The organism is Billgrantia pellis (assembly GCF_008297955.1).
Lineage (GTDB): Bacteria > Pseudomonadota > Gammaproteobacteria > Pseudomonadales > Halomonadaceae > Halomonas > Halomonas pellis.
This window is the reverse complement of sequence record NZ_VTPY01000001.1, coordinates 342,103-365,526: the sequence shown is the minus strand read 5'-3', so window position 1 is coordinate 365,526 and position 23,424 is coordinate 342,103. Positions and strand designations below refer to the sequence as shown.

Genomic DNA, 23,424 nt, shown 5'->3' with positions numbered 1-23,424 from the left:
CATGTGGTTCAAGAACCTTCACCTGTATCGCTTGCATGACCAACCCCAGCTCGACGCCGGCACCCTGGAAGAGTCCTTGGCTGGGCAAGCCGCCTGCCTGATCGGCAGGCAGGAAGCGCGGCGCATCGGCTGGACCCAGCCTGCCGGCCGTGCCGGTACCGCGCTCCTGCATGAGCTGCAGGGGCAACGCCTCATCGCCGCTGAGCGCCAGGAACGCATCCTGCCCGCCGCGGTGGTGCGTGAAGAAGTCGCCGAGCGCGCCGCCGAGATTGAACGCCAGACAGGCTTACCGGTGCATCGGCGCGTCAAGCAGGAGCTCAAGGAACAGGCCTACGAGGAGCTGCTGCCCAAGTCGCACATCAAGCGCCAGCGCATCGACCTGTGGTGGGACACCACCCGAAGCCTGATCGCCGTGAATACGTCCAGCCGCAAGCGTGCCGAGGAGGCCCTCGACCTGCTGCGCGAAACCCTAGGCAGCCTCAAGGTCACGCCGCTGGCCACCCAGACCCTGCCCATGCGCGCCATGACACAGTGGCTAGTCGACGAGGCCAGCCGCCCCGCCTCGCTGCTGTTGGGCGACAAGGTGGAGCTCAAGGCCAAGGGCGACGACGGCGTGGTGCGTGGCCGCCAGGTCGACCTCGACAGCGACGACATGCAGCAGCTGCTCGCCACCGGTCGCCAGGCCAGCCAGCTCGCCCTGCAGATCGAAGGTCAGATGGGTTTTGTGCTCCACGACGATCTAGCCATCAAGGGCATCCGATTCGATGACGCCCTACTCGACGAGGCCAGCGAAACCGAAGACGACGGCGACGCCATCGTGCGCTTCGAGGCCGACTTCCTGCTCATGACCCGTGCCCTGGGCGCCAGCATCGACCAGCTGATCGTCTGGATGGGTGGCGAGGCAGCGTTAGGTGTCAACGGCAACTGAAGGCGAGAAGAAAAATGGCACGCACCAAGAATGTACGGATAGTCAAAGACCCGCACCGCGGCGACGAAGTCCCGCTGGCCGTCCTGGCAGACCGCTACGACCTGAGATCCAACACCGTGACTTGCCGGTACCGCGCCGGCAAGCGTGGCCTGGATCTGATCAAGCCGGTCGACGAACGGCGCCAGCCCGAACACCTGCGCGAAGGCAGGTCTGCACCGACGTACAGCCGCAGCGACATCATTGCCGAAGCGCTGGGCCGCCCGGGCATGCGGCACCTCACTGCGGCGCGCCTGGCGGATCTGGGCAAGGTTGGCATGGAGGCAGCGGCGTGAGCAGCCTCAACCTCTTTGGCCACGAGATGGTGGTCGATAACTTCGCCGGCGGCGGCGGCGCCAGCGAGGGCATCGAGCAGGCCCTGGGCCGCCCGGTAGATCTCGCCATCAACCACGATGTGACTGCCATAGCCGTCCACACCGCAAACCATCCGGGCAGCGAGCACGCCGTGGCTGACGTGTGGGACATCGATCCCGAGCAGGCTGTACACGGCATGCCGGTCGGGCTGGCGTGGTTCTCGCCTGATTGTCGCCATCACAGCAAGGCCAAGGGCGGGCGGCCAGTTAGCAAGAGTGTGCGCGTGCTGGCTTGGGTAATGTCCCGCTGGGCCGCAAAAGCAAAGTTCCGCGCCGGGGTACTGGAAAACGTTGAAGAGTTTCTGGATTGGGGGCCGCTGGTCAAGGGCGCCGACGGCAAATGCCGGCCGGACCCGGCGCGCAAGGGCCAGACCTTCCGGGGCTTCGTCCGAGCGCTCAACCGGCACGGCTACCAGGTAGACTGGCGAATCCTGCGCGCCTGCGATTACGGCGCCCCGACCATCCGCAAGCGCCTCTTCCTGATCGCTCGCCGCGATGGTCTGCCGATCGTCTGGCCCAAGCCTACCCACGGCGACCCGGAATCGCTGGCAGTCAAGCGCGGTCTGCTCAAGCCCTGGCGTCAGGCCGCCGAGTGCATTGACTGGAGCGTCCCTTGTCCCTCGATCTTCGATCGCAAGAAGCCGCTTGCCGCTGCCACCCTGGACCGGATCGCCAGCGGCGTGATGCGCTTCGTGGTCCAGGCAGACGATCCCTTCATTGCGCCGGTACAACCGAGCACCCAAGACCAGTCGAGCAAAGTAGCCGCGTTCGTGGCCAAGCACTACACCGGCGTGATCGGGGATGATCTGCGCAAACCGCTGCCCACCATCACCGCCACGGATCACAACGGTCTCGTCACCGTATCGCTGACGCCGGCTGCCCAAGTCAGCGGCAAAAAGCCGGCCCTGGTCGCCGCTTTCCTCGCGCCCTACTACAGCACCGGTTCGGGCGAGACAGGGCGAGACCTACACAAGCCACTGCCCACGGTTACCACCACCGATCGCTTCCAGCTGGTCACCGTCACGATCGACGGCGAGAGCTACGCCATCACCGACATCGGTACTCGTATGTTTCAGCCGCACGAACTGGCCAAGGCCCAGGGCTTCCCTGATCGCTACCAGTTTGCCGAGATCGACGGCAAGCCGCTGGCCAAGCGCCACCAGGTGCGCCTGATCGGCAACAGCGTCTGCCCGCCGCTGGCCCGCGCCATCGTCGAGGCCAACTTCACCCACGAACGCCGGTTCATGGCGACAGCGGAGAGAGCCGCGGCATGACCAAGCCCACCCACACCCACGCCACCCACGGGGGGCGCTTCGCTATGCTCGCCCACTACAACGGCGATGTCTCGCTCGAAGCACAGATGATCGTCGTCTATCGCGACCTGGATCGAAAGGTCGACACGGCTACCACGGCGAAGGACTGGGAAACCAACTGGCGCCCGATCGCCACAGATGATTGCCCGATCTGCCTGGGCGCTGGCACCGACCAGTTCAAAGGCAATGCCGAGAATCCGTGTGGTGGTTGCTACGGAATGGGCAAGGTGCGCGGCGATGGCGAAACGCCGGTAGATCTCTGGGAGCTGGCAGACGTCGCGCTGGGGATCATCACTGGCCTCAGGTCAGAGCTGAGCCAGGCGACGCGCCAGCTCAAGGCGGTCCACGCAGTGCCTGGCGTGAATGAGGCTCTGGAGGCCCACCTGCAGCAAGCGATCGGCGAGCAAGAGCAGAAATGGCGAGACGGCCGCGGCCATGGGCCGGGCGGACGCCGGTATACGGGAGACTGATCGATGGCGACAGGCAAACTCATGGATCCGGACCAGTGGCGCAAGGCGCGTTTCGCAGGCACGCCACCGGCAATGTCGACTATCCGAAAGTGGTGTCGTGAAGGCGTACTTCCGGCCAAGAAGATTGGCGGCGCCTGGTTCATCGATCTGGATGCTGAGCGCAATATGACCGGCAATGAGCTCGCTGACGAGGTGCTCCAGGGGATGGGAGAACACTGATGGCGCCCAGGCCACGGAAGCGGAAGCACAAGGGCTTGGAGCCCAACCTGTACGAATCAGGTGGCTCCTACGTCTACCGTAACCCGATCACCGGCAAGCGCCACGGCATGGGCAGTGATAAGGCCAAGGCTCAAGCAGCCGCGCGGATCCTCAACGCCCGCTTGGTGAAAGGCGCCGACTTGGTGGCGCGGGTCGAAGGAACCGACGGCATCACCCTGGGCCACGCCATCGAGCAATTTCAGCGTGAGCGCGTCGACAGCGGCAGCAAGCTCGCCGCTGGCACCCGAGCGAACAAGCGCTATGCCCTGCAACGCATAGCCAAAGACCGCGGCGACATGCCCCTCGAACAGATCACCACCCGCTGGTGCGCTCAGTACCTGGACGAGCACTATAAGGGCGAGCCCTACCGCTACCACCGCGCCCTGCTCTCCCAGGTTTTCAACTACGCCAGGACCAAAGGCTGGATGGACGAGAACCCCATCGAGCCTACGGCCAAGAGCGATGCCGGATACAGCAAGCAGCGCCGCCGGCTGACGCCCGGGCAGTTCAAGGCCATCTACGACAAGGCCGAGCCCTGGTTTCAGATCGCGATGGAGCTCTCTTTGGTCTGCCTGTTCGGCCGGGCCGAGGTCGCCGCGGCGCGCTACGACCATATCGTCGATGGACGCCTGCGCTATATAAGAAAGAAGACACGTACACGCAGCCATACCGCTTATGTTGCCATCGAGGTAACGCCGGCTATCGAAGACCTGGTACAGCGGTCACGCCTGCTGCCACCGGTTTCGCCCTACATCGTCCATCGGGTACACAAGCGCATCACCGCCGAGACCAAGGCGCGCGACCACTGGAGCCGGGTAACCGACGACATGATCAGCAAGGAATTCGCCAGACTGCGCGACAAGGTGCCCGAGATCGCCAAGCTGGAATCGCGCCAGCGCCCTACCTTTCATGAGATCCGATCGCTCGGTTCCAAGCTGCTCGAAGACAGCGGCGCCGACCTCGGCGACATCCAGGTGCTGATGGGGCACGCAGATGAGGCAATGACCCAGCACTACCTCGACGGTCACGGCATTCGCTGGCAGGAAGCCAAAGGCCCGGGGAAAGGAATGAAAGCGCTGTTGGGCGCGCCGTAAGCGGCTGTTTTAGGGTGAGAGTTTTTCGGGAATTTTACGGGAGTTTTACGGGCACAAGAAAAAGCCGCCTAGCGTGGTGCGCTAAGCGGCTGAATCTTTGGAATAAGTTGGTGGAGCCTAGCGGGATCGAACCGCTGACCTCAACACTGCCAGTGTTGCGCTCTCCCAGCTGAGCTAAGGCCCCACAGGTCTCGCCTTGCGAGAACGAGGCGTATCTTATCCGGGACCCGGCAGGGCGTCAACCCTGCGCGAAAACGGCAGTTGGTTCAATTTCCCTCGCCTCGCGAGTGTGGCAAGCTCTGCTCTAGACGCAACCGGCTTTCGACATCAGCGGAAGCCGTATTCGGCTCCGCAGGCGCTCAGCCCGCGGGCGCTTTTCGTTATGACGAGGATGTCAGCCTTGATCAAGGTTCTCATAGTCGATGATCACCACTTGGTTCGCACCAGCCTTGCTCGCTTGCTGGAAAACGAAGAGGACATCGAGGTGGTTGGCGAGGCTGCCAGCGGCGAGGAAGCCATCACACTGAGTCGCAAGCTCGACCCCGACGTCGTGCTCATGGATCTGCGCATGCCCGGTATCGGCGGTTTGGAAGCGACCCGCAAGATCATGCGCAACAATACCGATGTCCGTGTACTGGCCCTGACCGGCTTCATGGAGGACAATTTTGCCCAGCGGCTGCTCGAGGCCGGGGCCGGCGGCTTCATCAGCAAGGACACTCAGGTATCCGATATGGTCGATGCCATCCGCAGCGTTTTCGCCGGACATCGCTATATCAGCCCCGATATCGCCCAACGCCTGGTGCTGTCTCGCTTCGATTCGGAAGAGAACCCCTTCGACCAGCTCTCGCAACGCGAGCTGCAGGTCGCCATGATGATCGTCAACTGCCAGCGGGTCTCGGAAATTTCCGATCGTCTGTTTCTCAGCCCAAAGACCGTCAATACCTACCGTTATCGGATTTTCGAAAAACTCGGCGTACAGACCGACGTTGAATTGACGCACCTGGGGCTGAAGCATGGCTTGGTTGAAGGCTTCGACACCACCCAATGAGGACGGCGATCTGATAAGCTGAACGTTCATGCTTCACCGCCGCACCACGATGATCTTCGATTCACGGCAGTTCCTCTCCAACCTGACCCAGTCGCCGGGCATCTATCGCATGCTCGACGAAAGGGGTGACACCTTGTACGTCGGTAAGGCCAAGCGACTGAAGGCCCGCCTGGCGAGTTATTTCCGAGGCGCACTCAATACCAAGACCCAGGCCATGGTGTCGCGCATCGCCGATGTTCAGGTCACCGTTACCCGCAGCGAAATCGAGGCGCTGCTGCTCGAACAGACGCTGATCAAGGAGCTGCGCCCGCCCTATAACATTCTGCTGCGTGACGACAAGTCGTACCCCTTCGTCTTCGTCAGCGATCGTCACCCCTACCCCGCCCTCGAGTACAAGCGGGCCCGAAGGCGCCACGACGACGGTCGCTATCTGGGGCCTTATCCCAGCAGCGGCGCGGTACGCGAAAGCCTCTCGCTGATGCAGAAGATCTTTCGCATCCGCAACTGCGAGGATAGCGTCTTCGCTCATCGCACCCGCCCCTGTCTGCAGTACCAGATCCACCGTTGCAGCGCCCCCTGCGTGGGCTACATCGACGAAGCCGGCTATCGTCGCGATTTGGAGCATGCCGTGATGTGCCTGGAGGGACGCAGCGAGCAAGTCACGCAAGAACTCACCGAGGCCATGGAGGCTGCCAGCCGCAATCTCGCTTTTGAGGAAGCCGCCCGGCTGCGCGACCAGATCCAGCATCTCCGCCAGTTGCAGCAGCGCCAGTTCGTCGACACCGAAGGGGGCGATGCCGATGTCTTCGCCCTGGCCGAGGGGCAAGGCGCCTTGTGCATCTCGGTATTGACGGTGCGCCAGGGGCGTCTGCTGGGCGCTCGCCACCACACTCCCGGCAATGACCTGGGCCTGAAACCCGCCGAGCTACTCGGCGAGTTCGTCAGCCAGTACTACCTCGGCCATGGGCGAGACATCCCCAGAGAAGTGATCGCCAGCCTGCCGCTTCCCGATGCCGACGTGCTCGAAAGCGCCCTGACCACCCGCGCCGAGCGTCGCGTTCGCCTCACGAACCGGGTCCGCGGCCACCGCAGCCAGTGGCTGGAGCTCGCCCGCACCAACGCCGAGCAGCAACTCGCCAGCCGCTTGGCCAGCCAGACCGAACTCGATCGACGTTTCGATGCGCTTCGCGATGCTCTCCGTCTGGAAACCGCCCCCGAGCGCCTGGAATGCTTCGACATCAGCCATAGCCATGGCGAGGCGACCGTGGCTTCCTGCGTGGTCTTCGATCGCAACGGTCCGCGCAAGTCCGATTATCGACGTTTCAATATCGAAGGCGTGGCCGCCGGCGACGATTACGCGGCCATGCGCCAGGCGCTGGGCCGCCGCTTCCGACGCCTGACGGAGGGTGAGGGAGTGGCGCCGGACATTTTGCTGATTGACGGTGGCAAAGGGCAGCTCAACCTGGCGCGCGAGATTCTCGCCGAGCTGGGGCTGAATGACATTCGCCTGCTCGGCGTCGCCAAGGGCACCACCCGCAAGGCAGGACTGGAGACCTTGTTCGTCGAGACCGTGGACCGCACGCTTGACCTGGAGCCCGCATCGCCGGCCCTGCATCTCATCCAGCACGTACGCGACGAAGCCCACCGCTTCGCCATCACCGGCCATCGCAGCCGGCGCGACAAGGCCCGGCGCAGTTCGGCGCTGGAGGACATCGAGGGCATCGGGCCCAAGCGGCGCCGTGAGTTGCTGCGCTTCTTCGGTGGCCTGCAGGGCGTCAGGCAGGCGAGCCGCGAAGAGCTGGCTCGGGTCCCTGGCATCAGCGCCACATTGGCCGAGACGATTCATCGTTCCTTGCATGGATGAAGGCGACAGCTCTCGATAGAATGGAAGCCCTTCGGCAACCAGACCCCCCAGGCAAGGATCTCCCCTCAATGAACATCCCCAACCTCCTGACGCTGGCAAGAATCGCCTTCATCCCGCTGCTGGTGGTGTTCTTCTATCTTCCCTATGCCTGGAGCCTACCCGTGGCGGCAGGGCTTTTCGCCCTGGCCGCAGTGACCGACTGGCTCGACGGTTACCTGGCGCGGCTGTGGAACCAGTCCACCCCCTTCGGTGCCTTTCTCGACCCGGTGGCGGACAAGGTCATGGTTGCCGTCGCCCTGGCCCTGCTGATCGAGCGCTTCGATAGCATATGGTTGACGCTACCGGCACTGGTGATCATCGGGCGCGAGATCGTGATCTCGGCACTGCGCGAATGGATGGCCGAAATGGGCAAGCGAGGCAACGTTGCCGTCTCGTGGCTGGGCAAGGTGAAGACTACCCTGCAGATGGTCGCGCTGCTGCTGTTGCTGGCCTTCGCCCCCGGCACGCCGCTGGCCCTGGTCGGCGTCGCGACCCTGCATGTCGCCGCGCTCCTCACGCTGTGGTCCATGGCACTCTACCTGCGGGCCGCCTGGCCCCATCTGAGCCGTTCCATGTAGTCTCGAACGCCAACAAGTGATTGACACACACCAGCTTATCCGTATAATTCGCACTCGAGTCGAGCGGGAATAGCTCAGTGGTAGAGCATCGCCTTGCCAAGGCGAGGGTCGCGAGTTCGAATCTCGTTTCCCGCTCCAGACTCGAGTCGCGATGCGAGAGACCAGGATAACGGTCGGTATGCCGATCGAATCTGGTGCTCGCCAGAACGACTCCCTGAGGCTGGATGGCAGAGTGGTTATGCAGCGGACTGCAACTCCGTGTACGCCGGTTCGATTCCGACTCCAGCCTCCATTTCATGTCCCTTCAGCTGCCTGCTCGAAACCGTGCCGCCCGGATGGCGAAATTGGTAGACGCAAGAGACTTAAAATCTCTCGGTGGTAACACCGTGCCGGTTCGAGCCCGGCTCCGGGCACCAGGCGCCTTGCCAGCCTGACCTTTTCTCCGCGGAACTTTCGAGCCAAGCCAGCCGATGCCACCCGCTTCAGCGAGAAGGTCCACCATGCCCCGTAGCGAACATGACGTACTGGTTGTCGGCGGTGGCGTAGCCGGCCTGACCCTGGCGCTTCACGTGGCCGCCAGCCGGCATGTGACATTGGTACGTCCCGCCAGCGACGATCAGGGCGCCAGCCGTTGGGCACAGGGCGGCATCGCTGCGGTACTCTCTCCCCAAGACGACGTCGAGGCTCATGTAGCGGACACACTGGTGGCCGGTGATGGGCTATGCGATGAGCGTGCAGTCCGCTTCACCGTCGAGCAGGGCCCCTCGGCCATCGAATGGCTATTGTCCCTGGGGGTGCCGTTCACACGCGACCCCAGCCCCACCGCCAGCTACCCCTATCATCTGACACGTGAAGGGGGACACGGGGCGCGCCGCATCATTCATGCCGAAGACGCCACCGGGCGCGCCGTGCTCGACACGCTGAAGCGCCATGCCATGGCGCACCCGTCCATTGCCATCCGCGACGATCTCACCGTCATCGGTCTGTTGGGCGATGCCGAGGGAAACTGTCGGGGCGTCCGCTGCCTGGACGAACAGGAACGTCCCCAGGAACTCGTGGCCCACGATACCGTTCTGGCCACCGGTGGTGCCAGTGGGCTGTATCGTCATACCACCAGCCCGCACCCTGCCAGTGGCGAAGGCATGACAATGGCCGCCGAGCTGGGCGCCGAACTGATGAATCTGGAGTTCCAGCAGTTTCACCCCACGTGCCTCTACGATCCGGAGGGACCGCCCTTTCTGATCAGCGAGGCGGTACGCGGCGAAGGCGGCAGGTTGCTGAGCACCGATGGCCATCGCTTCATGCTCGAGCGGGACGAACGCGCCGAACTCGCTCCGCGCGATATCGTGGCACGCGCCATCGACGCCGAAATGCAGCGCACCGGTTCCCCCCACGTGTGGCTGGATATCCAGCATCTGGGGGAAGCGGCCATCCGTCATCACTTCCCCACCATTCATGCCCACTGCCTGACACGTGGCCTCGACATCACGCGCCAGCCCATTCCGGTTGTACCCGCCGCGCACTATAGCTGCGGCGGCGTGGCAACGAATCTCGACGGCAGCTCAAGCGTCCCGCGCCTCTACGCCATCGGCGAGGTCGCCTGCACGGGGCTGCACGGCGCCAACCGCATGGCCAGCAATTCGTTGCTGGAGTGCCTGGTGTTTGCCCGCAGCTGTGCGGCGCGCCTGGCCCAAGCGGAGCCCTTGGATTCCCCCCCCCTGGCATCGCCTTGGACCGGTGAGCGCCACGTCGACGCCCAGCGCCTCCGCGAGTGGCGCTTGTGCCTGCGGGATACGATGAGCCGCCATGTGGCGATCGTGCGCCGCGATGCCGGGCTCGACGCCGCGGCTCGCGAGCTGGAAGCACTGAGCCGTGAAGTGGCGGCCATCATGCCGGAGGCAGCACCCAGCGCGATACTGGCCAGCCTGTGGCACGCACTGAGACTCGCCCGACTGACGGTCAGGGCCGCTCGCACACGACGCGAGTCGCGGGGGCTGCATTACAACCCCGAGTGCCCGCACCACCGCGAGAGCGGACAGCCGCCCCACCCTTCACGATGGCATCTCGCCGATCTGGGGCCTGCCGCCGGATAGTCGGAGGCGCTCACGCCACCCCACGGCTCAGGAGACCCGAATCAGCGCGCGGCGCAGCTGTCGCAGCGCTTCGCTCGGCGCGCTATCGGGCCATAGCCACAGCGAACGCCCATCCACCACCAACCCCATCAGCCACGGCCCCAGATAGATGCAGCGCAGCGTGACTGGCTGCAGCTCGCTCTCTCCATCCGGCCGCCAGAGCCAGCGCCAGCCAGTGTCGGGCTGCGGCACTAGGCGCAACTCGCCGGAAAGCTGCCTGCGCCGCAGCCAAACGTTCAGCGTCACTAGCCAGACCACCCCCAAACCCAGCAACCAGGTCGACGCGTAACCCGCCAGCGTGCCCACGATGACCAGGGCCAATAGCGATTGGCACCAGGCCGATAGTCTAGATGGGACGACGCGGATCGTTGTCGGCGTTCTCTGCATGTGCCTGAATCAGCGCCACGATACGACGAAATGGGGGTGCGGCGGGCTCGCGCTGCATCAGCCAGGCGAACAGATCCTGATCCTCGCCCTCGATCAGGGCGCGGTAGGCCGCCTGGTCCTCGGCGCCAAGCCCATCATAACAATGTTCGAGAAAGGGGATCAGCAGCAGGTCGAGTTCCCACATCCCCCGGCGGGAATGCCAATAAAGCCGCTTGCGCAGGGCTGCTGCGTCGGTGATGGTCGCTTCGCTCAACGTCGGCCTCGATGGTGCGAATGAATGTGTGCCCAGTATACCGGAGCCGTCAACGGCGAGCAGCGCCTGAGGGCGCTTTGTCCGATTTTCTTGACCATGGTCGTAGTGCGTTGTTTTATCTCGGTTTGAGCAGTATGCTGACGAGACAAGAAGAACGCTGCCCACCCAGGTCCCACCGGACCGGGTACCGCCTGGAGATGACTGATGACCAAATCCGAACTGATCGAACAGATCGCCATGCGACAGCCGGAACTATCGATCAAGGAAGTCGAATCTGCGGTTCGCCTGATCCTCGATGACATCACGGATACCCTGGCCGACGGGGGCAGGGTCGAAATCCGTGGGTTCGGCAGCTTCTCCCTGCACTACCGGGAGCCTAGGGTCGGCCGCAACCCGAAGACCGGCGAACCGGTCGCGCTCGATGGCAAGTTCGTGCCACACTTCAAGCCCGGCAAGGAGCTACGCGAGCAGGTCAATGCCAGCCGCGCCCTCGGCTATTAATGTCATTTCATTCACAAGGGATAGAAACACATGCGTTGGCTCAAAGGCCTGATCCTGGCCATCATACTGCTGGCAGTGCTGCTGGTCGGTATCCTGTTCGCAGTCAACAACCAGCAGACGGTGCCGCTCAACCTGATCTGGTGGGAACTGCCGGCAGTATCGCTTTCCGTCTGGCTCCTGGCAGCGCTGGTCTGCGGCGTCCTGCTCGGCATGCTGGCGATGACCGGGGTTTGGCTTCGGCTACGCACCGCACTCGCGCGCGCGCAGCGCCTCAATCGGCAACAGCGCAAGGAACTCGACCGTCTGCGCGTTCAGGAGCTCAAGGAATTGCCCTAGATGCCCGATGCCCTGCTGCTAATCCTGCTGGTGGCGGCCATCGCCATCGGCTGGTGGCTAGGCCGCCGCGAGCGTCAGGGTGACAGAAGCCCCGCGCCACCCAATACGCTGTCGCGGGATTATTTCGTCGGCCTGAACTATCTGCTCAACGAGCAGCCCGACCGCGCCATCGAGACGTTCGTCGGCGCGCTGGAAGTCAACAGCGAAACCATCGATACCCATATCACGCTGGGCAACCTGTTCCGTACCCGCGGCGAAGCCGATCGGGCCGTCAAGATCCACCAGAACCTGCTGGCCCGGCCAACCCTGACGGCGCTACAGAGCGATCGGGTTCAGCTCGAGCTCTCCCGCGACTTCCTGCACCTTGGCCTGTTCGATCGCGCTGAGCGGCTGCTGCAACAGCTGATTCGCGACTCCGCCCACGACGATATCCGCCACGCCGCGAAGCGGCTGTTGGCCGACCTGCTCGATCGGGAGAAAGAATGGCAAGCCGCCTTCGACGTGGCCTACCCCAGCCTGATTCGCGAGCACGAAGACATCCGCCGGGCAGCCGCCCATTGGCTTTGCGAACTGGCCGACCAAGAGCGCCACTCGGCCAGCCCCGGCCTGGCACGCAAGCACCTCCGACGCGCCCTCTCCATCGATCCACGCTGCGTCCGGGCCAACCTGCTGCTGGCAGCGCTGGCTCAGGATACCGGGCATTACCGCGACGCCATTCGCACCCTGATGCGTATCCCCGAGCAGGATCTGGACTTCATGCCGATCGTGCTGGAACCGCTTCAACACGCCTTTCGCATGCTGGACGACGAAAGTGGCCTGGTGACCTGTCTGGAAGACCTGCTGGCGCGCGCTCACGTGACCAGCCTGATCATCATGTTGGCCGAAACCCAGCGCAAGCGCCAAGGGCTCAGGGCCGCCATCGAACTGGTCAGCGAGCAGCTCAACCGGGCGCCGAGCCTGGGCGCGCTCGACTACCTCCTGGACCTCTATCGCCATCAACAGCTCGAGCGCGGCGAGCCCGACAGCCGGATACTGCTGCTCAAGCAGCACACCCACACCCTGCTTGCAGCTCGTCCGCGGCACCGCTGTCATCGCTGCGGCTTTGCCGGCCAACCGCTGCATTGGCAGTGCCCCCGCTGCCGTAGCTGGGGCACCACCCGTCCCATCACCGGCATCGAAGGCGAATGAACGATCAGGCCAGGGTCAGCTCCCGCTGGAGGGTCTCCAGCGCGGCCATGGGGTCTTCAGCCCGTGTCACGGGGCGTCCGATCACCAGATGCGTGCTGCCGGCAGCCATGGCATCAGCCGGGCTCATCACACGCCGCTGATCGCCCTGTTCGGCGCTTCTCGGGCGTATGCCCGGCGTGACCTTGAGAAAGGCCTCTCCGCAAAGCTCCCTCAGGCGCGACGACTCCTGGGCCGAGCAGACCACACCATGCATGCCGCTTTCCTGCGCCAGCCGAGCCAGTCGCTCTACCTGAGAAGCGGGCGGTTCGGCAATACCGACCTCGGCCAGGTCTCCCGCCTCCATGCTGGTCAGTACGGTCACGGCGATCAAGTGAGTCTTGAGGCCGTGATGCTCCAGCCGCTCACGCGCCGCCTCCATCATGCGCCGACCGCCCCCGGCGTGCACATTGACCATCCACACCCCCTGCTCGGCGGCCGCCTGGACGGCACCGGCCACGGTGTTGGGTATGTCGTGAAACTTGAGATCCAGGAACACCTCGAACCCCCGGCCATGGAGCGCCTCGATCACCTCGGGACCGCTGCGGGTGAAGAGTTCCTTGCCCACCTTGACCCGGCAGCGGGCCGGGTCGAGCCGGTCGGCCAGGCACAGCGCAGCATCAAGTGAGGGATAGTCCAGGGCGATGATCAACGGCGAGTCGATGGACACGTTTGCAGGGCTCCGTCGTGACAGTGAAGGGATGGCCGTTAGTATACCAGCCCCTCGCGCCTAACCGTTCCCGCGAGCCTGGTCTATCCTCTACCCAGTACTTCCTTACATTGCGCATCGCATCGTGCGCAACACGTCACACGACCTTCAGGCGAAAGACACAAGCACAACCTCACAATGGCACTGCCACGGCTTGAATCGATGGACCGGGAGGACTCCATGACCAGCGAACAACGCATTGGCCCCATTGCCCTGCCCGACAGCCGCGCACGACGCGTTCTCGAATCGTTGCTGGCCGGCTCGGGCGTGACACTCAACGGCGACGCCCCCTGGGACCCGCAGATTTTCCACCCCGACTTCTGTTCGCGCATCCTTCGACAGGGTTCTCTGGGACTCGGCGAGTCCTACATGGATGGCTGGTGGGAGTGCGAGCACATCGACGAACTGGCTTGCCGTCTCCTGGCGCATGGCCTGGGCGAACGAGCCCGTCCTGCATCCGACCGCCTGATGTATCGCCTTCAGGCCGGATTGATCAACCTGCAGAGCAAGGCGCGCGCCTACATTGTCGGCGAGGCCCACTACGACCTCGGCAACGACCTTTTCGAGCGTATGCTGGACCCCACCATGTGTTACTCGTGTGGCTACTGGAAGCAGGCCGATAACCTGCACGACGCCCAACTGGCCAAGCTGGAGCTGGCCTGCCGCAAGCTGGATTTGCACCCCGGCATGCGCGTGTTGGATATCGGCTGCGGTTGGGGCAGTTTCGCCGAGTACGCAGCGCGGCGTCATGGCGTCGCCGTCACCGGCATCACGATCTCTCGCGAGCAAGCGGAACTCGCCCGACAGCGCTGCGCCGGCCTGCCGGTCGAGATAGAGCTCAAGGACTACCGCGATCTGGAGGGCTGCTTTGACCGCATCGTTTCCATTGGCATGTTCGAACACGTCGGCCATCGCAACTATTCCGCCTACTTCGAAACCATCGAGCACGTGCTTGCCGAGAACGGCTTGTTTCTTCTGCACACGATAGGCTCGAACAACTCGGAAATCAGCGTCGACCCCTGGATCGATCGCTACATCTTCCCCAATGGAGTGCTGCCCTCCGCCCGGCATATCGCCGAAGCCAGCGAGGGCTTGCTGCTGATGGAGGATTGGCAGAACTTCGGCCCGGATTACGACCGGACCCTGATGGCTTGGCGCGACAATTTCGATGTCCACTGGCCGGAGATCGCCGATCGCTACAGCGAGCGAACCAGGCGCATGTTCCGCTATTATCTCTCGGTGTGTGCGGGCGCGTTCCGCGCGCGGGACATCCAGCTGTGGCAAGTGGTTTTCTCGCGCAAACGCCCGACGCGCTACGACGCACCCCGCTGAGCCATAGCTCACATGATGGACGCTTACATGAGTTGTCGCTGATTTCCTACATCGACAGCTAGGTGATTTACGTCCTGTAACATCGTATATTAGCGCTACCCAACGGCTCGGCACTCACCTCTGGCCGCTCCCAGCGAAAGCCATGGCACGTTGCGACACCGTACTGAGCCGACAAAAAAAGCGGATTGCGCCTGCACGCAGCAGGGAACAAAGGACGCCCGCATGTCTGATGAAAACGCCATGACGGGTAGGGGTCTGAATGAGCCGGTTGACGTGCGCGACTTCACACAGCGCCTGCCCGGTGTCATCTTTCAGTTCCATCGTGACCGTCAAGGCCACATGCACTTCCCCTACCTGGCCGGTAGCGGTACCGGTTTGCCTGGAATCGATCGAGAGGCCTTGGGCCGGGACGCCCGGCATATGCTCGACCGGCTCGATGAGGAGGATTATCCACGCTTGATGGCCGCCATCGAGCGTTCGGCGCGCTGGGGCATTCCCATCGCCACAAAATTTCGCCTGCGCCTGTCGAGCCGCCGCCATTGTTGGGTGGCCCTGCGTGCCCAACCGGAGAACGCCCCCACCGGTGTGTTGTGGCATGGCCTGATGATCGATATCACCGAGCAAATGATCGAGGAAGCGCGTCTGCGCCGGCTCTCTGATACCGATGACCTGACAGGACTGGCGAACCGGCGCAAACTGTTGATCCGGCTGAACGAAGAGATCGCCAAGAGCCATCGCCACGGCACCCCATTGTCGCTCTTGCTGCTCGATCTGGACTATTTCAAGCGAATCAACGACACCTGGGGGCATCTGCAAGGCGACCAGGTATTGAGCGAGCTAGCCCGACTCTGCCGCGAGCGGATGCGCCAGGAGGATATCATCGGCCGTCTCGGTGGCGAGGAGTTCGCCGTCGTCATGCCACTGACGCCGCTGGTGGCCAGCCACCCCCTTGCCGATCGGCTTCGCCAAGCCATCGCCGAGCATGATTTTGGCATCGCAACCGGCCAGATCACCGTCAGCATCGGCCTGGCCGAGTATCGCCTAGGAGAGCCGCGCGACGCCCTGATCGCTCGCGCCGACCGCAGCCTTTACGCCGCCAAGCATCAGGGACGCAATCGCGTCGTCAGCTGAGCCCGCAGCGGAATCGTCGCCAATATACGCTCGTTCCGGGCCTGAGTGGCGGATCGACGAATGCGATGGCATCATGGTAGTCGTTCCATTCCTAGCCGCTAGAATCGAGGTAGCGAGTTACATGTTCGAACATATTGAGCGGGTACCCGGGGACGCCATCCTCGGTCTGATCGAGGCCTTCAAGAAGGATACCAATCCGCAGAAGGTCGATCTCGGCGTCGGCGTCTACAAGGATGCCCAAGGCAACACTCCCGTGATGCGCGCCGTCAAGGAAGCCGAGGCCCTGCTGCTCAAGAACGAAGCCACCAAGACCTACATCGGTTCCCATGGCGACCCGCGTTACGGCGAAGTGATTCTCCCCATGGTGCTGGGCGAGGAATCATCGGTACTCGAGGCCCGACGCGCCAGTGCCACCCAATCGCCCGGCGGCACCGGCGCTCTGCGCCTGGCGGCGGATTTCATCGCTCACCAGCTTCCCGGCAAGGGCATCTGGGTCAGCGACCCCACCTGGCCGAACCATCTCGGCATCTTCACCGCCGCCGGCATCGAACTGCACAAGTACCCCTATGTCGATGCCGAGAATCGCCTCGACTTCGACGGCATGCTGGCGGCGCTCAAGCAAATCCCCAACGGGGACGTGGTCGTGCTGCACGCCTGCTGCCACAACCCCACCGGCTTCGATCTCTCCCGCGAACAATGGCAAACGGTCCTCGAGGTGATTCGGGAGCGCAATCTGCTACCGTTGGTGGACTTCGCTTACCAGGGCTTCGGCGAAGGATTGGACGAAGACGCTTATGGCGTTCGCCTGCTGGCGGAGAACCTCGATGAGGTGATCGTCACCAGTTCCTGCTCCAAGAATTTCGGTATCTATTGCGAGCGGACCGGCTGTCTGATCATGATCGCCGGCGACAGCGAGCAGATGGAGAACGTTCGCTCCCAGGTGGCCATCGTAGCCCGAGAGAACTACTCGAACCCGCCAGCTCACGGCGGCGCCATCGTCAGCGAAATTCTTCATTCCGCCGAACTGGCCGCTGTCTGGCGCGAAGAACTTACCGAGATGCGCGATCGTATCAATACGCTGCGTCGCGATTTCGTCGAAGCGCTGAAGCCGTACGGACTCGACCGGAAGTACGCGTGTGTGGCCGAGCAGCGCGGCATGTTCTCCTATACCGGCCTCAAGCCGGAACAGGTCGATCGCCTGCGTGACGAATTCGGCATCTACATGGTGCGCTCGGGTCGTGCCAATGTGGCCGGCTTCTCCCACGACAACCTGCCTTATCTGGCCAAGGCGATCGCCGCCGTCAACTGAGCCTATCGCTTTGCTATTAACCCCCTCCCCCCGGGCCAGAACGGGGTGGGGGGCGTTTCGACAGCCGAGTCAGCTGGCCTTGTCGCTGATACGGGGTAGGCCGTGAACAACGGTCGCATATTGTCGATCAGGTAGCGCTCGTCGAAATCCGCTTCACGCTTCAGTGCCGGCAAGTCGAGAAGCGTCACGTGATGCCGTTCGCGGTGGACCAGCCCAGCTTCGTGCAGTGCGCTGAAGGTACGACTGACGTGCACCGGACTGAGCCCCAGCAGATCGGCGAAGAGTTCCTGGGAAAGCGGCATATGGAAACTGCCGCTCAGGGAGCCACGCTGGGTCTGGAGAAGACGCTGCGAAACCTCCAATAGAAAATGGGCCAGTTTTTGTCGAGCGTTTCGCCTCGCCAGGTTGACCAGACGCTCGGTAATCAAGACCTGTTGACGACTCGCTATGGCGAAAAGGATCGAGGTCAGGACGAAGGAGCGCCGAAACAAGTCCAACAAGTGTTGATGAGGAAAGAAGCACACCTCACCATCCTCGACCATTTCCACCCCAGCCAGGCGCTGCGTGAACGCGAACTCCCGTAGACCGATGATATCGCCTGGCAAATACAGTTCGACCAGTTGCCTCGAACCGTTCTCGAGGAAACGATAAGAATAGGCCCATCCCTTCTTCAACGTGCAGAATTCCTTGGCATCATCCCCCTCTTTCCACAGGGTCGAGCCCGCCTCGACGGTCATCGGGCTTTGTTCCAATGTGCAAAGCAGCGCCTTGTCGTCTTCCGACAGCTCGTAGTAATAGCTGAAATGTCGAACGATACAGCTCTCATATCCCTCCATCGGACCTCTCCCCCTTTTCGGTAGAATATGCTTCGTTCATCTGGCCCCGCACACCCAGCCAAACAGATGACGCGTCACGCGTCGAGCAATGCCTGTCGGGGACAGAGGGATCCGAGTTACCGGCTACGACGAAGGCAGGCTTGACCACTCAGTCAGGTTGTGGCCAAACTGACCACTGCCTTGTATACAACCCCAACCACAAGAGGCTCACCATGGCGGCTTCCCCTGTGCACTACCCTTGGTACAAGAAGGAGGATACCGATGCCTTCTTCGCCCTGTTCCAAAACAATATCGCCAACTTCGTCATCATCGCCATCACCATGCTGGGCATGGATTTCCCCGCTTCCATCGTGTTTGGCCAAGTGCTGCCCGGTGCCGCTGTGGCGGTGATGATAGGCAATTTTTACTACGCTTGGTCGGCTTCCCGCCTGGCCCGCAAGGAGAACCGTGCCGACGTCACGGCTCTCTCCTACGGGATTTCCACTCCGGTGATGTTCGTTTTTCTGTTCGGCGTACTGCTGCCGGCCAAGCAGCTCACCGGCGATGCCACTTTGGCTTGGAAGGTCGCCGTTGCCGCCTGCTTCATCAGCGGCGCCATCGAGGCGCTCGTCAGTTTGGTGGGTCGCTGGGTTCAGTATCACCTGCCGCGCGCCGCCATGCTAGGTGCAGTGGCGGGTGTCGCTCTGACCTTCATCGCAGGTGAAATGTTGTTCAAGACCCTGGAGATGCCGGTCATCGGCCTGCTGGTACTGGCCATCATCATCGTCGGTCTGGTGGCAAGGGTGAGCATGCCCTTCCGCCTGCCCACTTCCCTGTTCGCCATCGTCATCGGCACCGCCATGGCCTACCTGATCGGCGACGCGGGCGGTGAGCGATTCAGCGACGCCTTCACTCACCTCGGTTTCTATCCGCTGCTGCCCAACATGGCTTGGTTCGAAGGGCTGGGGCTGTTGTTCACCGGCATGCTCGCCGTGTTGACCGTAGTGCTGCCGATCACGCTGTACAACGCCATCGAGACGATGAACAACGTCGAGGCCATGGAAGCGGCAGGCGACAAGTACGACGTGCGTGAATGTCAGGCCGTGGATGGGGCGGGGACCATGATCGGCGCCCTGTTCGGCGGTGTCTTTCCCACGACCGTTTATATCGCCACCGTAGGCGCCAAGTGGATGGGTGCGGGACGTGGTTACAGCATCCTCAACGGTGCGGTCTATGCGCTGGCTACCATGTTCGGCCTGATCGCTGCGCTGGCGGCCATCATCCCGGTCTCGGTGGTGGCTCCGATCCTGGTATTCGTCGGCATGTCGATGATCGCGACCGCCTTTCAGAGCAACGACACCCGTTACTATCCGGCCGTGGCGTTGGCCATGCTGCCCTACTTCGCCAACTACGTGATGACGCGATTCAACCGCGGCGCCGGCGAGGTGGTGGCAGACATCTCGGGTGGCATCGTCGCCATGGGCCAGGGGGCGATGTTCATGGCCATCTTCATCGGCGCCATGACGGTATCGGTCATCGATCATCAGTTCCGTCGCGCGGCGGTATTCGCTGCCACTGCCGCCGGCTTTTCCTTCGTTGGCCTGATGCACGCTCCCAAGCTGGCCTTCAATGCTTCCTGGGACTTCACGCTCGGCTACTTGGTGATGGGAGCGCTATTCCTCTATTTCGCCTGGCAGCAGGAAAGGCTGGCCGCGCCCCATCGCGTGACCTCGCGACCGACACCGGCCACGCAGCCACCCTCGGCCGACTGACCCTCATCGCTCGCAGCAAAAGGCCCTGCCGGATCGAATCGGCAGGGCCTTTTCAGCGTTCAGGCTTCCCTCGATCACGCCGCGCGGCCATTCGGCGTAGCGCGAGACAGCCAGGCCGTTCGGATCGGTCGCTGGGTCATGGCCGTCCATTACGACTGCCAATAGCGGTCCGTTACTGCAGCACATGGCCAGTCAGGGGTGAGAGAACCAGAAGGGAGAGGGAGGTACCGGTGGCCGCCATGGGGCGACCACCGGTTGGCGAAGCAGGTTACTGGGCGGGCGGCTGGCCGCCCTGCTGCTGCATCTGGTCCTGCAGGTCGCGCATCTGCTGCTGCTGCTGCGCAATCTCTTGCTCCAGCCGTTCACGCTGTTCCTCGGTGAACACGGCTTCCACGCGGGATTGCAACAGGACGCTCTCGGCGGTGAGCTCGCCGGTCAGCTCGCCGAGACGAGAAGCATCCTGGCGGATTGCCGCCTCGTCGAAGTCGGGGCCAACATGCTCGCCAAGGCGTGCCTGAAGCGCCTGCACTTCCTGCTCCTTGGGCGCCATCTGGCTCTGAGCCTCGTCCAGCAAGCGACGAATCTCCTGCTGCTGATTCTCGTCCAGGTCGAGAAGCTGGTCGAGCTGATCCACCTGGTCTCCCTGTGGCGGGGCCTGCATCTGCTGCTGTGCGGTTGCTGCCGAGGCCATGCCCAGACTCAGCGCGATCGTCACCAGGATGTTGACTAGCTTCATTGCTTACTCCATTGCCTTCAAGTGCATTTATGGCACGATGGCGTCGGCCACCACGTCCTAACCCTGACAGCGAAATCTGCGTCAGGTTCGTCTGCGCTGGGTAAAAGATGCCTTCTCTCCACGATGCAAGACACAAGCAGGCCCGCTCGCCGCGTCGTTGAGCCGCCGACGCAGCAATTTCCAGGCCGCCAAGCCAGCCAGTAGGTTTCCCATGGCCGCTCCCGTGGCCAGTCCGGGGAGGCCGGCCACACGGGCTCCCAGCCACAGGCACGGCAGATAGAAGAGGAACAGGCGAGCCGCAGAAAGCAACATGGATCGCAGCGGCCAACCCAGCGCATTGCCGGCCGAGACCACCAGCATGCAGGTTCCCAGCGCGGCATAGCTCGGCAGCAGGAAGCGGATCAGTATGGCCAGGTCATCGCGTACCTCGGAACTGCCGGATAGCATCTGGGCTACCCAGGGCGATGCCATTGCCAGCGTCAGGCCCAGGATGAGCTGCCAGACGACCACGACCTTGAGTGCCAGCCGCAACAGCCGCCTCACCTGTTCCCAGTCCCCTGCACCATAACAACGCCCCAACCAGGGCGGCAATGACATGGTCATCGCCAGCACCACGACCAAGGCGAGCGTCTCGAGCCGGCTCGCCAAGCCCCAGGCCGCCACGGTCGACTCCCCCAGGCCAGCGGCCACCGATACCGCCAGCATGGCCGCCAGCGGCGGCATCAGTTGGCCAACCATGGCGGGTGCCGCAATGGCGACGAACGGTCGCGCCGAGTGCGACAGTTCATGGCCGAGTCCCTGGCGCGCCAGCCAATCGGTGCGTTTCAGCCTGACGCCCACCACCAGCAATCCTCCACCAAAGGCAATGGCTGTGGCCCAGGCCGCTCCGGGCAGTCCCCATCCCGGCCAGTTACCGAGGCCGAAGATCAGCAAAGGATCGAGCACCAGATTGAGCAGGCTCGTGATTACCATCACCTTTCCCGGCAGACGCGTATCGCCATGGGCGCGAAACAGGCTGTAGGCGAAATAGAGCACCGCTCCCAGCCAGGCGGCGAACAACTGCGGCGCCCAATAATCGCGAATCAAAGCTCGCGTTGCGGCATCAGCGCCCAGGCGGGTGAATATCGGATCCTGAATCCACCAGAGCAGCAGCGCCAGCAACCCGATAATGGCGCTGCCTGCCAGCAGCACCAAGGTGCCGAGCCGTCGAGCCCGTTCCTCTTCCCCTGCTCCCAACGAGCGCGATATCAGCGCGGCGATGGCGATGCCGAGCCCTACCTGGATACCGATGATGAGAAAGGACAGCGGGAAAGTGAAGGATTGGGCTGCCAGCGGCGCCGTGCCCAAATGTGCGATGAAGACGCTATCGACCAGTTGAAAGCCAAGCAGCGCCATGACGCCGATCGCCATCGGCCAAGTCTGGCGCCATAGGGACACCCCCATCGAGGGCGCAGCATCGTCTCGCTGTGTCACGCATTCTCCTCTACAAAATGCGACACCCCCGGTTCAGGCCGGGGGTGTCGGAGCCACGACGTTGAGTCAGATTACTGACGGACGCCCTCGAAGGTCACGTAGAGTTCGAGCTCCTGCATGGCTTCGGGAAAGTCGCTCATATCGATGCCGTAATCGGCCAGTGTCAGGGTAGTCGAGCCCTCGAACCCGGCGCGATAATTGCCCCATGGATCCTCGCCCTCGCCCAGCAGGGTGACGGGCATTTCGATCTCGCGGGTCTCGCCCTTCAACGTCAGCTCGCCAGTCAGCACGCCCTCGTTCTCTCCCTGCGATTCGAAGCCGGTGGAGACGAATGTCGCCGTCGGATACTCGTCGGCACTGAGGAAATCGTCGCTCAGAAAGTGGCGATCGCGTTCGGCGTGGTTGGTATGCAGGCTGCCCACCTGAACTTCCATCTCGACGCTAGAGGCCTCGAGATCTTCCGGATCGTAGTGGAAGCTGCCTTCGAATTCCTCGAACTGACCGAGAATATAGGAGAAACCGAGATGGTTGATCTTGAATTGAACGAAAGCGTGCTGACCTTCGGTGTCGATCACGTAGTCATCGGCCAGTGCTTGGCCGGCCACGACCAGGGAAGCGGCGCTCAGGGCTGTGGCGATTGCGGCTTTCTTGAACATGGGTTTCTCCTTGGTTGAGCGTCCTCAGACGCGGATGTTCAGCGACGGCGCGTGCGCGCCGGATTCAGCATGCGCGCGAGGGTATCGTGACGATCGAGAAAATGGTGCTTGAGGGCCGCCAGGGTATGACCGACCGCCAGCACTATCAGGGCCAGGGCACTGTACCAATGGATCGCTCCGGCGACGCTAGCCTGTTCGGGCAGCCCGCTGATCAGCGCCGGCACCTCGAACCAGTCGAAGACGCTAATGCCCCGCCCCTTCGCCGTCGAGATGAGGTAGCCGCTGAATAGAACGGCGAGCATCAGAACGTATAAGGCAATGTGCCCGAGATGCGCCGCGAGCCGTTCGAGGCGGTTACCGTGCGCCTGCGGCACCGGCTGAAACAGGCGCCAGACGATGCGCAGCAGCGTGGCGAACAGCAGCAACATGCCGATGGAGCGGTGCCACCAGGGGGCGCGATTGTACCAGGCATCGAAATAGCTCAGGTCCGTCATCCACCAGCCCAGGGCGAACAGGCCGACCACGACCAGGGCGCTGAGCCAATGCAGGGCTATGCTGATCAGGCCCCAGCCTGAACGAGTGTTGGACCACATCGCTGTCCCCATTGAGCTTCGCTAATGTTGGTGGGGAGCATAACGCAGCACTTCGGTACATGG

25 protein-coding genes and 4 tRNA genes are annotated in these 23,424 nt (G+C 63.0%); 20 read left to right on the top strand and 9 right to left on the bottom strand.

What is annotated here, in order from left to right:
• The first annotated feature begins 1 nt into the window (after position 1).
• The 6 genes from F0A17_RS01750 to F0A17_RS01725 are packed head-to-tail and all read left to right on the top strand — an operon-like array spanning position 2 to position 4,473.
• Positions 2-928, top strand: coding sequence for a recombination-associated protein RdgC (locus F0A17_RS01750; protein ID WP_149326608.1), 927 nt, complete (start codon positions 2-4; stop codon positions 926-928).
• A gap of 14 nt (positions 929-942) precedes the next feature.
• A complete protein-coding gene (locus F0A17_RS01745; protein WP_149326607.1) occupies positions 943-1,260 on the top strand; it encodes a hypothetical protein in 318 nt (105 codons plus the stop codon).
• On the top strand, positions 1,257-2,612 hold the full coding sequence (locus F0A17_RS01740; RefSeq protein ID WP_223111486.1) for a DNA cytosine methyltransferase: 1,356 nt from the start codon (positions 1,257-1,259) through the stop codon (positions 2,610-2,612). Before F0A17_RS01745 ends, F0A17_RS01740 begins: the two co-directional genes overlap by 4 nt.
• Positions 2,609-3,121: a hypothetical protein gene (locus tag F0A17_RS01735; protein ID WP_149326606.1), complete on the top strand. Its 513-nt coding sequence runs from the start codon at positions 2,609-2,611 to the stop codon at positions 3,119-3,121. Before F0A17_RS01740 ends, F0A17_RS01735 begins: the two co-directional genes overlap by 4 nt.
• 3 nt (positions 3,122-3,124) lie before the next feature.
• Positions 3,125-3,340 carry a helix-turn-helix domain-containing protein gene (locus tag F0A17_RS01730; protein WP_149326605.1) on the top strand — a complete coding sequence of 72 codons (216 nt, stop codon included), beginning with the start codon at positions 3,125-3,127 and terminating at the stop codon, positions 3,338-3,340.
• Positions 3,340-4,473, top strand: a complete 1,134-nt coding sequence (locus F0A17_RS01725) for a tyrosine-type recombinase/integrase (protein WP_149326604.1) — start codon at positions 3,340-3,342, stop codon at positions 4,471-4,473. Before F0A17_RS01730 ends, F0A17_RS01725 begins: the two co-directional genes overlap by 1 nt.
• Before the next feature lie 108 nt (positions 4,474-4,581).
• Here the strand turns inward: F0A17_RS01725 and F0A17_RS01720 are convergent.
• Positions 4,582-4,657, bottom strand: a tRNA-Ala gene (locus tag F0A17_RS01720).
• Positions 4,658-4,873: 216 nt separating this feature from the next.
• Between F0A17_RS01720 and uvrY the strand changes: the two genes are divergently transcribed.
• The 7 genes from uvrY to nadB all read left to right on the top strand — a co-directional run bounded on the left by uvrY (position 4,874) and on the right by nadB (position 10,095).
• Complete coding sequence (uvrY, locus tag F0A17_RS01715) at positions 4,874-5,521, top strand: UvrY/SirA/GacA family response regulator transcription factor (protein WP_104201940.1); 648 nt, start codon at positions 4,874-4,876, stop codon at positions 5,519-5,521.
• Between the two features lie 49 nt (positions 5,522-5,570).
• Entirely contained in the window at positions 5,571-7,385 is a 1,815-nt protein-coding gene (uvrC, locus tag F0A17_RS01710) for an excinuclease ABC subunit UvrC (protein WP_149326962.1), read from the top strand.
• Positions 7,386-7,453: 68 nt separating this feature from the next.
• On the top strand, positions 7,454-8,002 hold the full coding sequence (gene pgsA / locus F0A17_RS01705; RefSeq protein ID WP_149326603.1) for a CDP-diacylglycerol--glycerol-3-phosphate 3-phosphatidyltransferase: 549 nt from the start codon (positions 7,454-7,456) through the stop codon (positions 8,000-8,002).
• A gap of 63 nt (positions 8,003-8,065) precedes the next feature.
• Positions 8,066-8,140: transfer RNA gene (locus F0A17_RS01700), tRNA-Gly, on the top strand.
• An 80-nt stretch (positions 8,141-8,220) separates the two neighbouring features.
• A tRNA-Cys gene (locus tag F0A17_RS01695) sits at positions 8,221-8,294 on the top strand.
• A gap of 37 nt (positions 8,295-8,331) precedes the next feature.
• Positions 8,332-8,418, top strand: a tRNA-Leu gene (locus F0A17_RS01690).
• 84 nt (positions 8,419-8,502) lie between these two features.
• Positions 8,503-10,095, top strand: a complete 1,593-nt coding sequence (gene nadB / locus F0A17_RS01685) for an L-aspartate oxidase (RefSeq protein ID WP_149326602.1) — start codon at positions 8,503-8,505, stop codon at positions 10,093-10,095.
• A gap of 27 nt (positions 10,096-10,122) precedes the next feature.
• Here nadB and F0A17_RS01680 read toward each other — a convergent pair whose 3' ends face one another.
• Entirely contained in the window at positions 10,123-10,455 is a 333-nt protein-coding gene (locus tag F0A17_RS01680) for a hypothetical protein (protein ID WP_149326601.1), read from the bottom strand.
• 25 nt (positions 10,456-10,480) lie between these two features.
• On the bottom strand, positions 10,481-10,774 hold the full coding sequence (locus F0A17_RS01675) for an FAD assembly factor SdhE (protein WP_149326600.1): 294 nt from the start codon (positions 10,772-10,774) through the stop codon (positions 10,481-10,483).
• A 204-nt stretch (positions 10,775-10,978) separates the two neighbouring features.
• Between F0A17_RS01675 and F0A17_RS01670 the strand changes: the two genes are divergently transcribed.
• From F0A17_RS01670 to lapB, 3 genes are read left to right on the top strand one after another with little or no spacing between them, the layout of a single operon-like run.
• Complete coding sequence (locus F0A17_RS01670; RefSeq protein ID WP_149326599.1) at positions 10,979-11,275, top strand: integration host factor subunit beta; 297 nt, start codon at positions 10,979-10,981, stop codon at positions 11,273-11,275.
• Between the two features lie 30 nt (positions 11,276-11,305).
• On the top strand, positions 11,306-11,611 hold the full coding sequence (locus F0A17_RS01665) for a LapA family protein (RefSeq protein ID WP_149326598.1): 306 nt from the start codon (positions 11,306-11,308) through the stop codon (positions 11,609-11,611).
• Positions 11,612-12,799 carry a lipopolysaccharide assembly protein LapB gene (gene lapB / locus F0A17_RS01660; protein ID WP_149326597.1) on the top strand — a complete coding sequence of 396 codons (1,188 nt, stop codon included), beginning with the start codon at positions 11,612-11,614 and terminating at the stop codon, positions 12,797-12,799.
• A gap of 4 nt (positions 12,800-12,803) precedes the next feature.
• On the opposite strand, the gene pyrF is transcribed toward lapB, so the two are convergent.
• Positions 12,804-13,505: an orotidine-5'-phosphate decarboxylase gene (gene pyrF, locus F0A17_RS01655; protein ID WP_149326596.1), complete on the bottom strand. Its 702-nt coding sequence runs from the start codon at positions 13,503-13,505 to the stop codon at positions 12,804-12,806.
• A 219-nt stretch (positions 13,506-13,724) separates the two neighbouring features.
• Between pyrF and cfa the strand changes: the two genes are divergently transcribed.
• The 3 genes from cfa (at position 13,725) to F0A17_RS01640 (ending at position 17,316) form a co-directional block, all read left to right on the top strand.
• Positions 13,725-14,876, top strand: coding sequence for a cyclopropane fatty acyl phospholipid synthase (cfa, locus tag F0A17_RS01650; RefSeq protein WP_149326595.1), 1,152 nt, complete (start codon positions 13,725-13,727; stop codon positions 14,874-14,876).
• 222 nt (positions 14,877-15,098) lie between these two features.
• Entirely contained in the window at positions 15,099-16,007 is a 909-nt protein-coding gene (locus F0A17_RS01645; RefSeq protein WP_149326594.1) for a GGDEF domain-containing protein, read from the top strand.
• Between the two features lie 121 nt (positions 16,008-16,128).
• Positions 16,129-17,316, top strand: coding sequence for an amino acid aminotransferase (locus tag F0A17_RS01640; protein WP_149326593.1), 1,188 nt, complete (start codon positions 16,129-16,131; stop codon positions 17,314-17,316).
• A 2-nt stretch (positions 17,317-17,318) separates the two neighbouring features.
• Here the strand turns inward: F0A17_RS01640 and F0A17_RS01635 are convergent, their stop codons facing one another.
• On the bottom strand, positions 17,319-18,152 hold the full coding sequence (locus F0A17_RS01635; RefSeq protein WP_149326592.1) for a Crp/Fnr family transcriptional regulator: 834 nt from the start codon (positions 18,150-18,152) through the stop codon (positions 17,319-17,321).
• 212 nt (positions 18,153-18,364) lie between these two features.
• On the opposite strand from F0A17_RS01635, the gene F0A17_RS01630 reads away from it, so the two are divergent.
• Positions 18,365-19,903: an NCS2 family permease gene (locus F0A17_RS01630; protein WP_149326591.1), complete on the top strand. Its 1,539-nt coding sequence runs from the start codon at positions 18,365-18,367 to the stop codon at positions 19,901-19,903.
• A 268-nt stretch (positions 19,904-20,171) separates the two neighbouring features.
• Here the strand turns inward: F0A17_RS01630 and F0A17_RS01625 are convergent, their stop codons facing one another.
• The 4 genes from F0A17_RS01625 to F0A17_RS01610 form a co-directional block, all read right to left on the bottom strand.
• The gene (locus F0A17_RS01625; RefSeq protein ID WP_104201922.1) at positions 20,172-20,639 is read right to left on the bottom strand and encodes a Spy/CpxP family protein refolding chaperone; all 468 of its coding nucleotides are present in this window, start codon (positions 20,637-20,639) and stop codon (positions 20,172-20,174) included.
• Between the two features lie 81 nt (positions 20,640-20,720).
• Positions 20,721-22,082: an MATE family efflux transporter gene (locus F0A17_RS01620; protein WP_149326961.1), complete on the bottom strand. Its 1,362-nt coding sequence runs from the start codon at positions 22,080-22,082 to the stop codon at positions 20,721-20,723.
• A gap of 101 nt (positions 22,083-22,183) precedes the next feature.
• Positions 22,184-22,768, bottom strand: a complete 585-nt coding sequence (locus F0A17_RS01615; protein ID WP_149326590.1) for a YceI family protein — start codon at positions 22,766-22,768, stop codon at positions 22,184-22,186.
• A gap of 38 nt (positions 22,769-22,806) precedes the next feature.
• Positions 22,807-23,361: a cytochrome b gene (locus tag F0A17_RS01610; RefSeq protein ID WP_149326589.1), complete on the bottom strand. Its 555-nt coding sequence runs from the start codon at positions 23,359-23,361 to the stop codon at positions 22,807-22,809.
• Positions 23,362-23,424 lie beyond the last annotated feature (63 nt).

Coding starts and splice junctions, on each gene's coding strand:
- F0A17_RS01750 (WP_149326608.1), top strand. CDS start 2: ATGTGGTTCAAGAACCTTCACCTGTATCGCTTGCATGACCAACCCCAG.
- F0A17_RS01745 (WP_149326607.1), top strand. CDS start 943: ATGGCACGCACCAAGAATGTACGGATAGTCAAAGACCCGCACCGCGGC.
- F0A17_RS01735 (WP_149326606.1), top strand. CDS start 2,609: ATGACCAAGCCCACCCACACCCACGCCACCCACGGGGGGCGCTTCGCT.
- F0A17_RS01730 (WP_149326605.1), top strand. CDS start 3,125: ATGGCGACAGGCAAACTCATGGATCCGGACCAGTGGCGCAAGGCGCGT.
- F0A17_RS01725 (WP_149326604.1), top strand. CDS start 3,340: ATGGCGCCCAGGCCACGGAAGCGGAAGCACAAGGGCTTGGAGCCCAAC.
- uvrC (WP_149326962.1), top strand. CDS start 5,571: ATGATCTTCGATTCACGGCAGTTCCTCTCCAACCTGACCCAGTCGCCG.
- pgsA (WP_149326603.1), top strand. CDS start 7,454: ATGAACATCCCCAACCTCCTGACGCTGGCAAGAATCGCCTTCATCCCG.
- nadB (WP_149326602.1), top strand. CDS start 8,503: ATGCCCCGTAGCGAACATGACGTACTGGTTGTCGGCGGTGGCGTAGCC.
- F0A17_RS01670 (WP_149326599.1), top strand. CDS start 10,979: ATGACCAAATCCGAACTGATCGAACAGATCGCCATGCGACAGCCGGAA.
- F0A17_RS01665 (WP_149326598.1), top strand. CDS start 11,306: ATGCGTTGGCTCAAAGGCCTGATCCTGGCCATCATACTGCTGGCAGTG.
- lapB (WP_149326597.1), top strand. CDS start 11,612: ATGCCCGATGCCCTGCTGCTAATCCTGCTGGTGGCGGCCATCGCCATC.
- cfa (WP_149326595.1), top strand. CDS start 13,725: ATGACCAGCGAACAACGCATTGGCCCCATTGCCCTGCCCGACAGCCGC.
- F0A17_RS01645 (WP_149326594.1), top strand. CDS start 15,099: ATGTCTGATGAAAACGCCATGACGGGTAGGGGTCTGAATGAGCCGGTT.
- F0A17_RS01640 (WP_149326593.1), top strand. CDS start 16,129: ATGTTCGAACATATTGAGCGGGTACCCGGGGACGCCATCCTCGGTCTG.
- F0A17_RS01635 (WP_149326592.1), bottom strand. CDS start 18,152: ATGGAGGGATATGAGAGCTGTATCGTTCGACATTTCAGCTATTACTAC.
- F0A17_RS01630 (WP_149326591.1), top strand. CDS start 18,365: ATGGCGGCTTCCCCTGTGCACTACCCTTGGTACAAGAAGGAGGATACC.
- F0A17_RS01625 (WP_104201922.1), bottom strand. CDS start 20,639: ATGAAGCTAGTCAACATCCTGGTGACGATCGCGCTGAGTCTGGGCATG.
- F0A17_RS01620 (WP_149326961.1), bottom strand. CDS start 22,082: ATGGGGGTGTCCCTATGGCGCCAGACTTGGCCGATGGCGATCGGCGTC.
- F0A17_RS01615 (WP_149326590.1), bottom strand. CDS start 22,768: ATGTTCAAGAAAGCCGCAATCGCCACAGCCCTGAGCGCCGCTTCCCTG.
- F0A17_RS01610 (WP_149326589.1), bottom strand. CDS start 23,361: ATGTGGTCCAACACTCGTTCAGGCTGGGGCCTGATCAGCATAGCCCTG.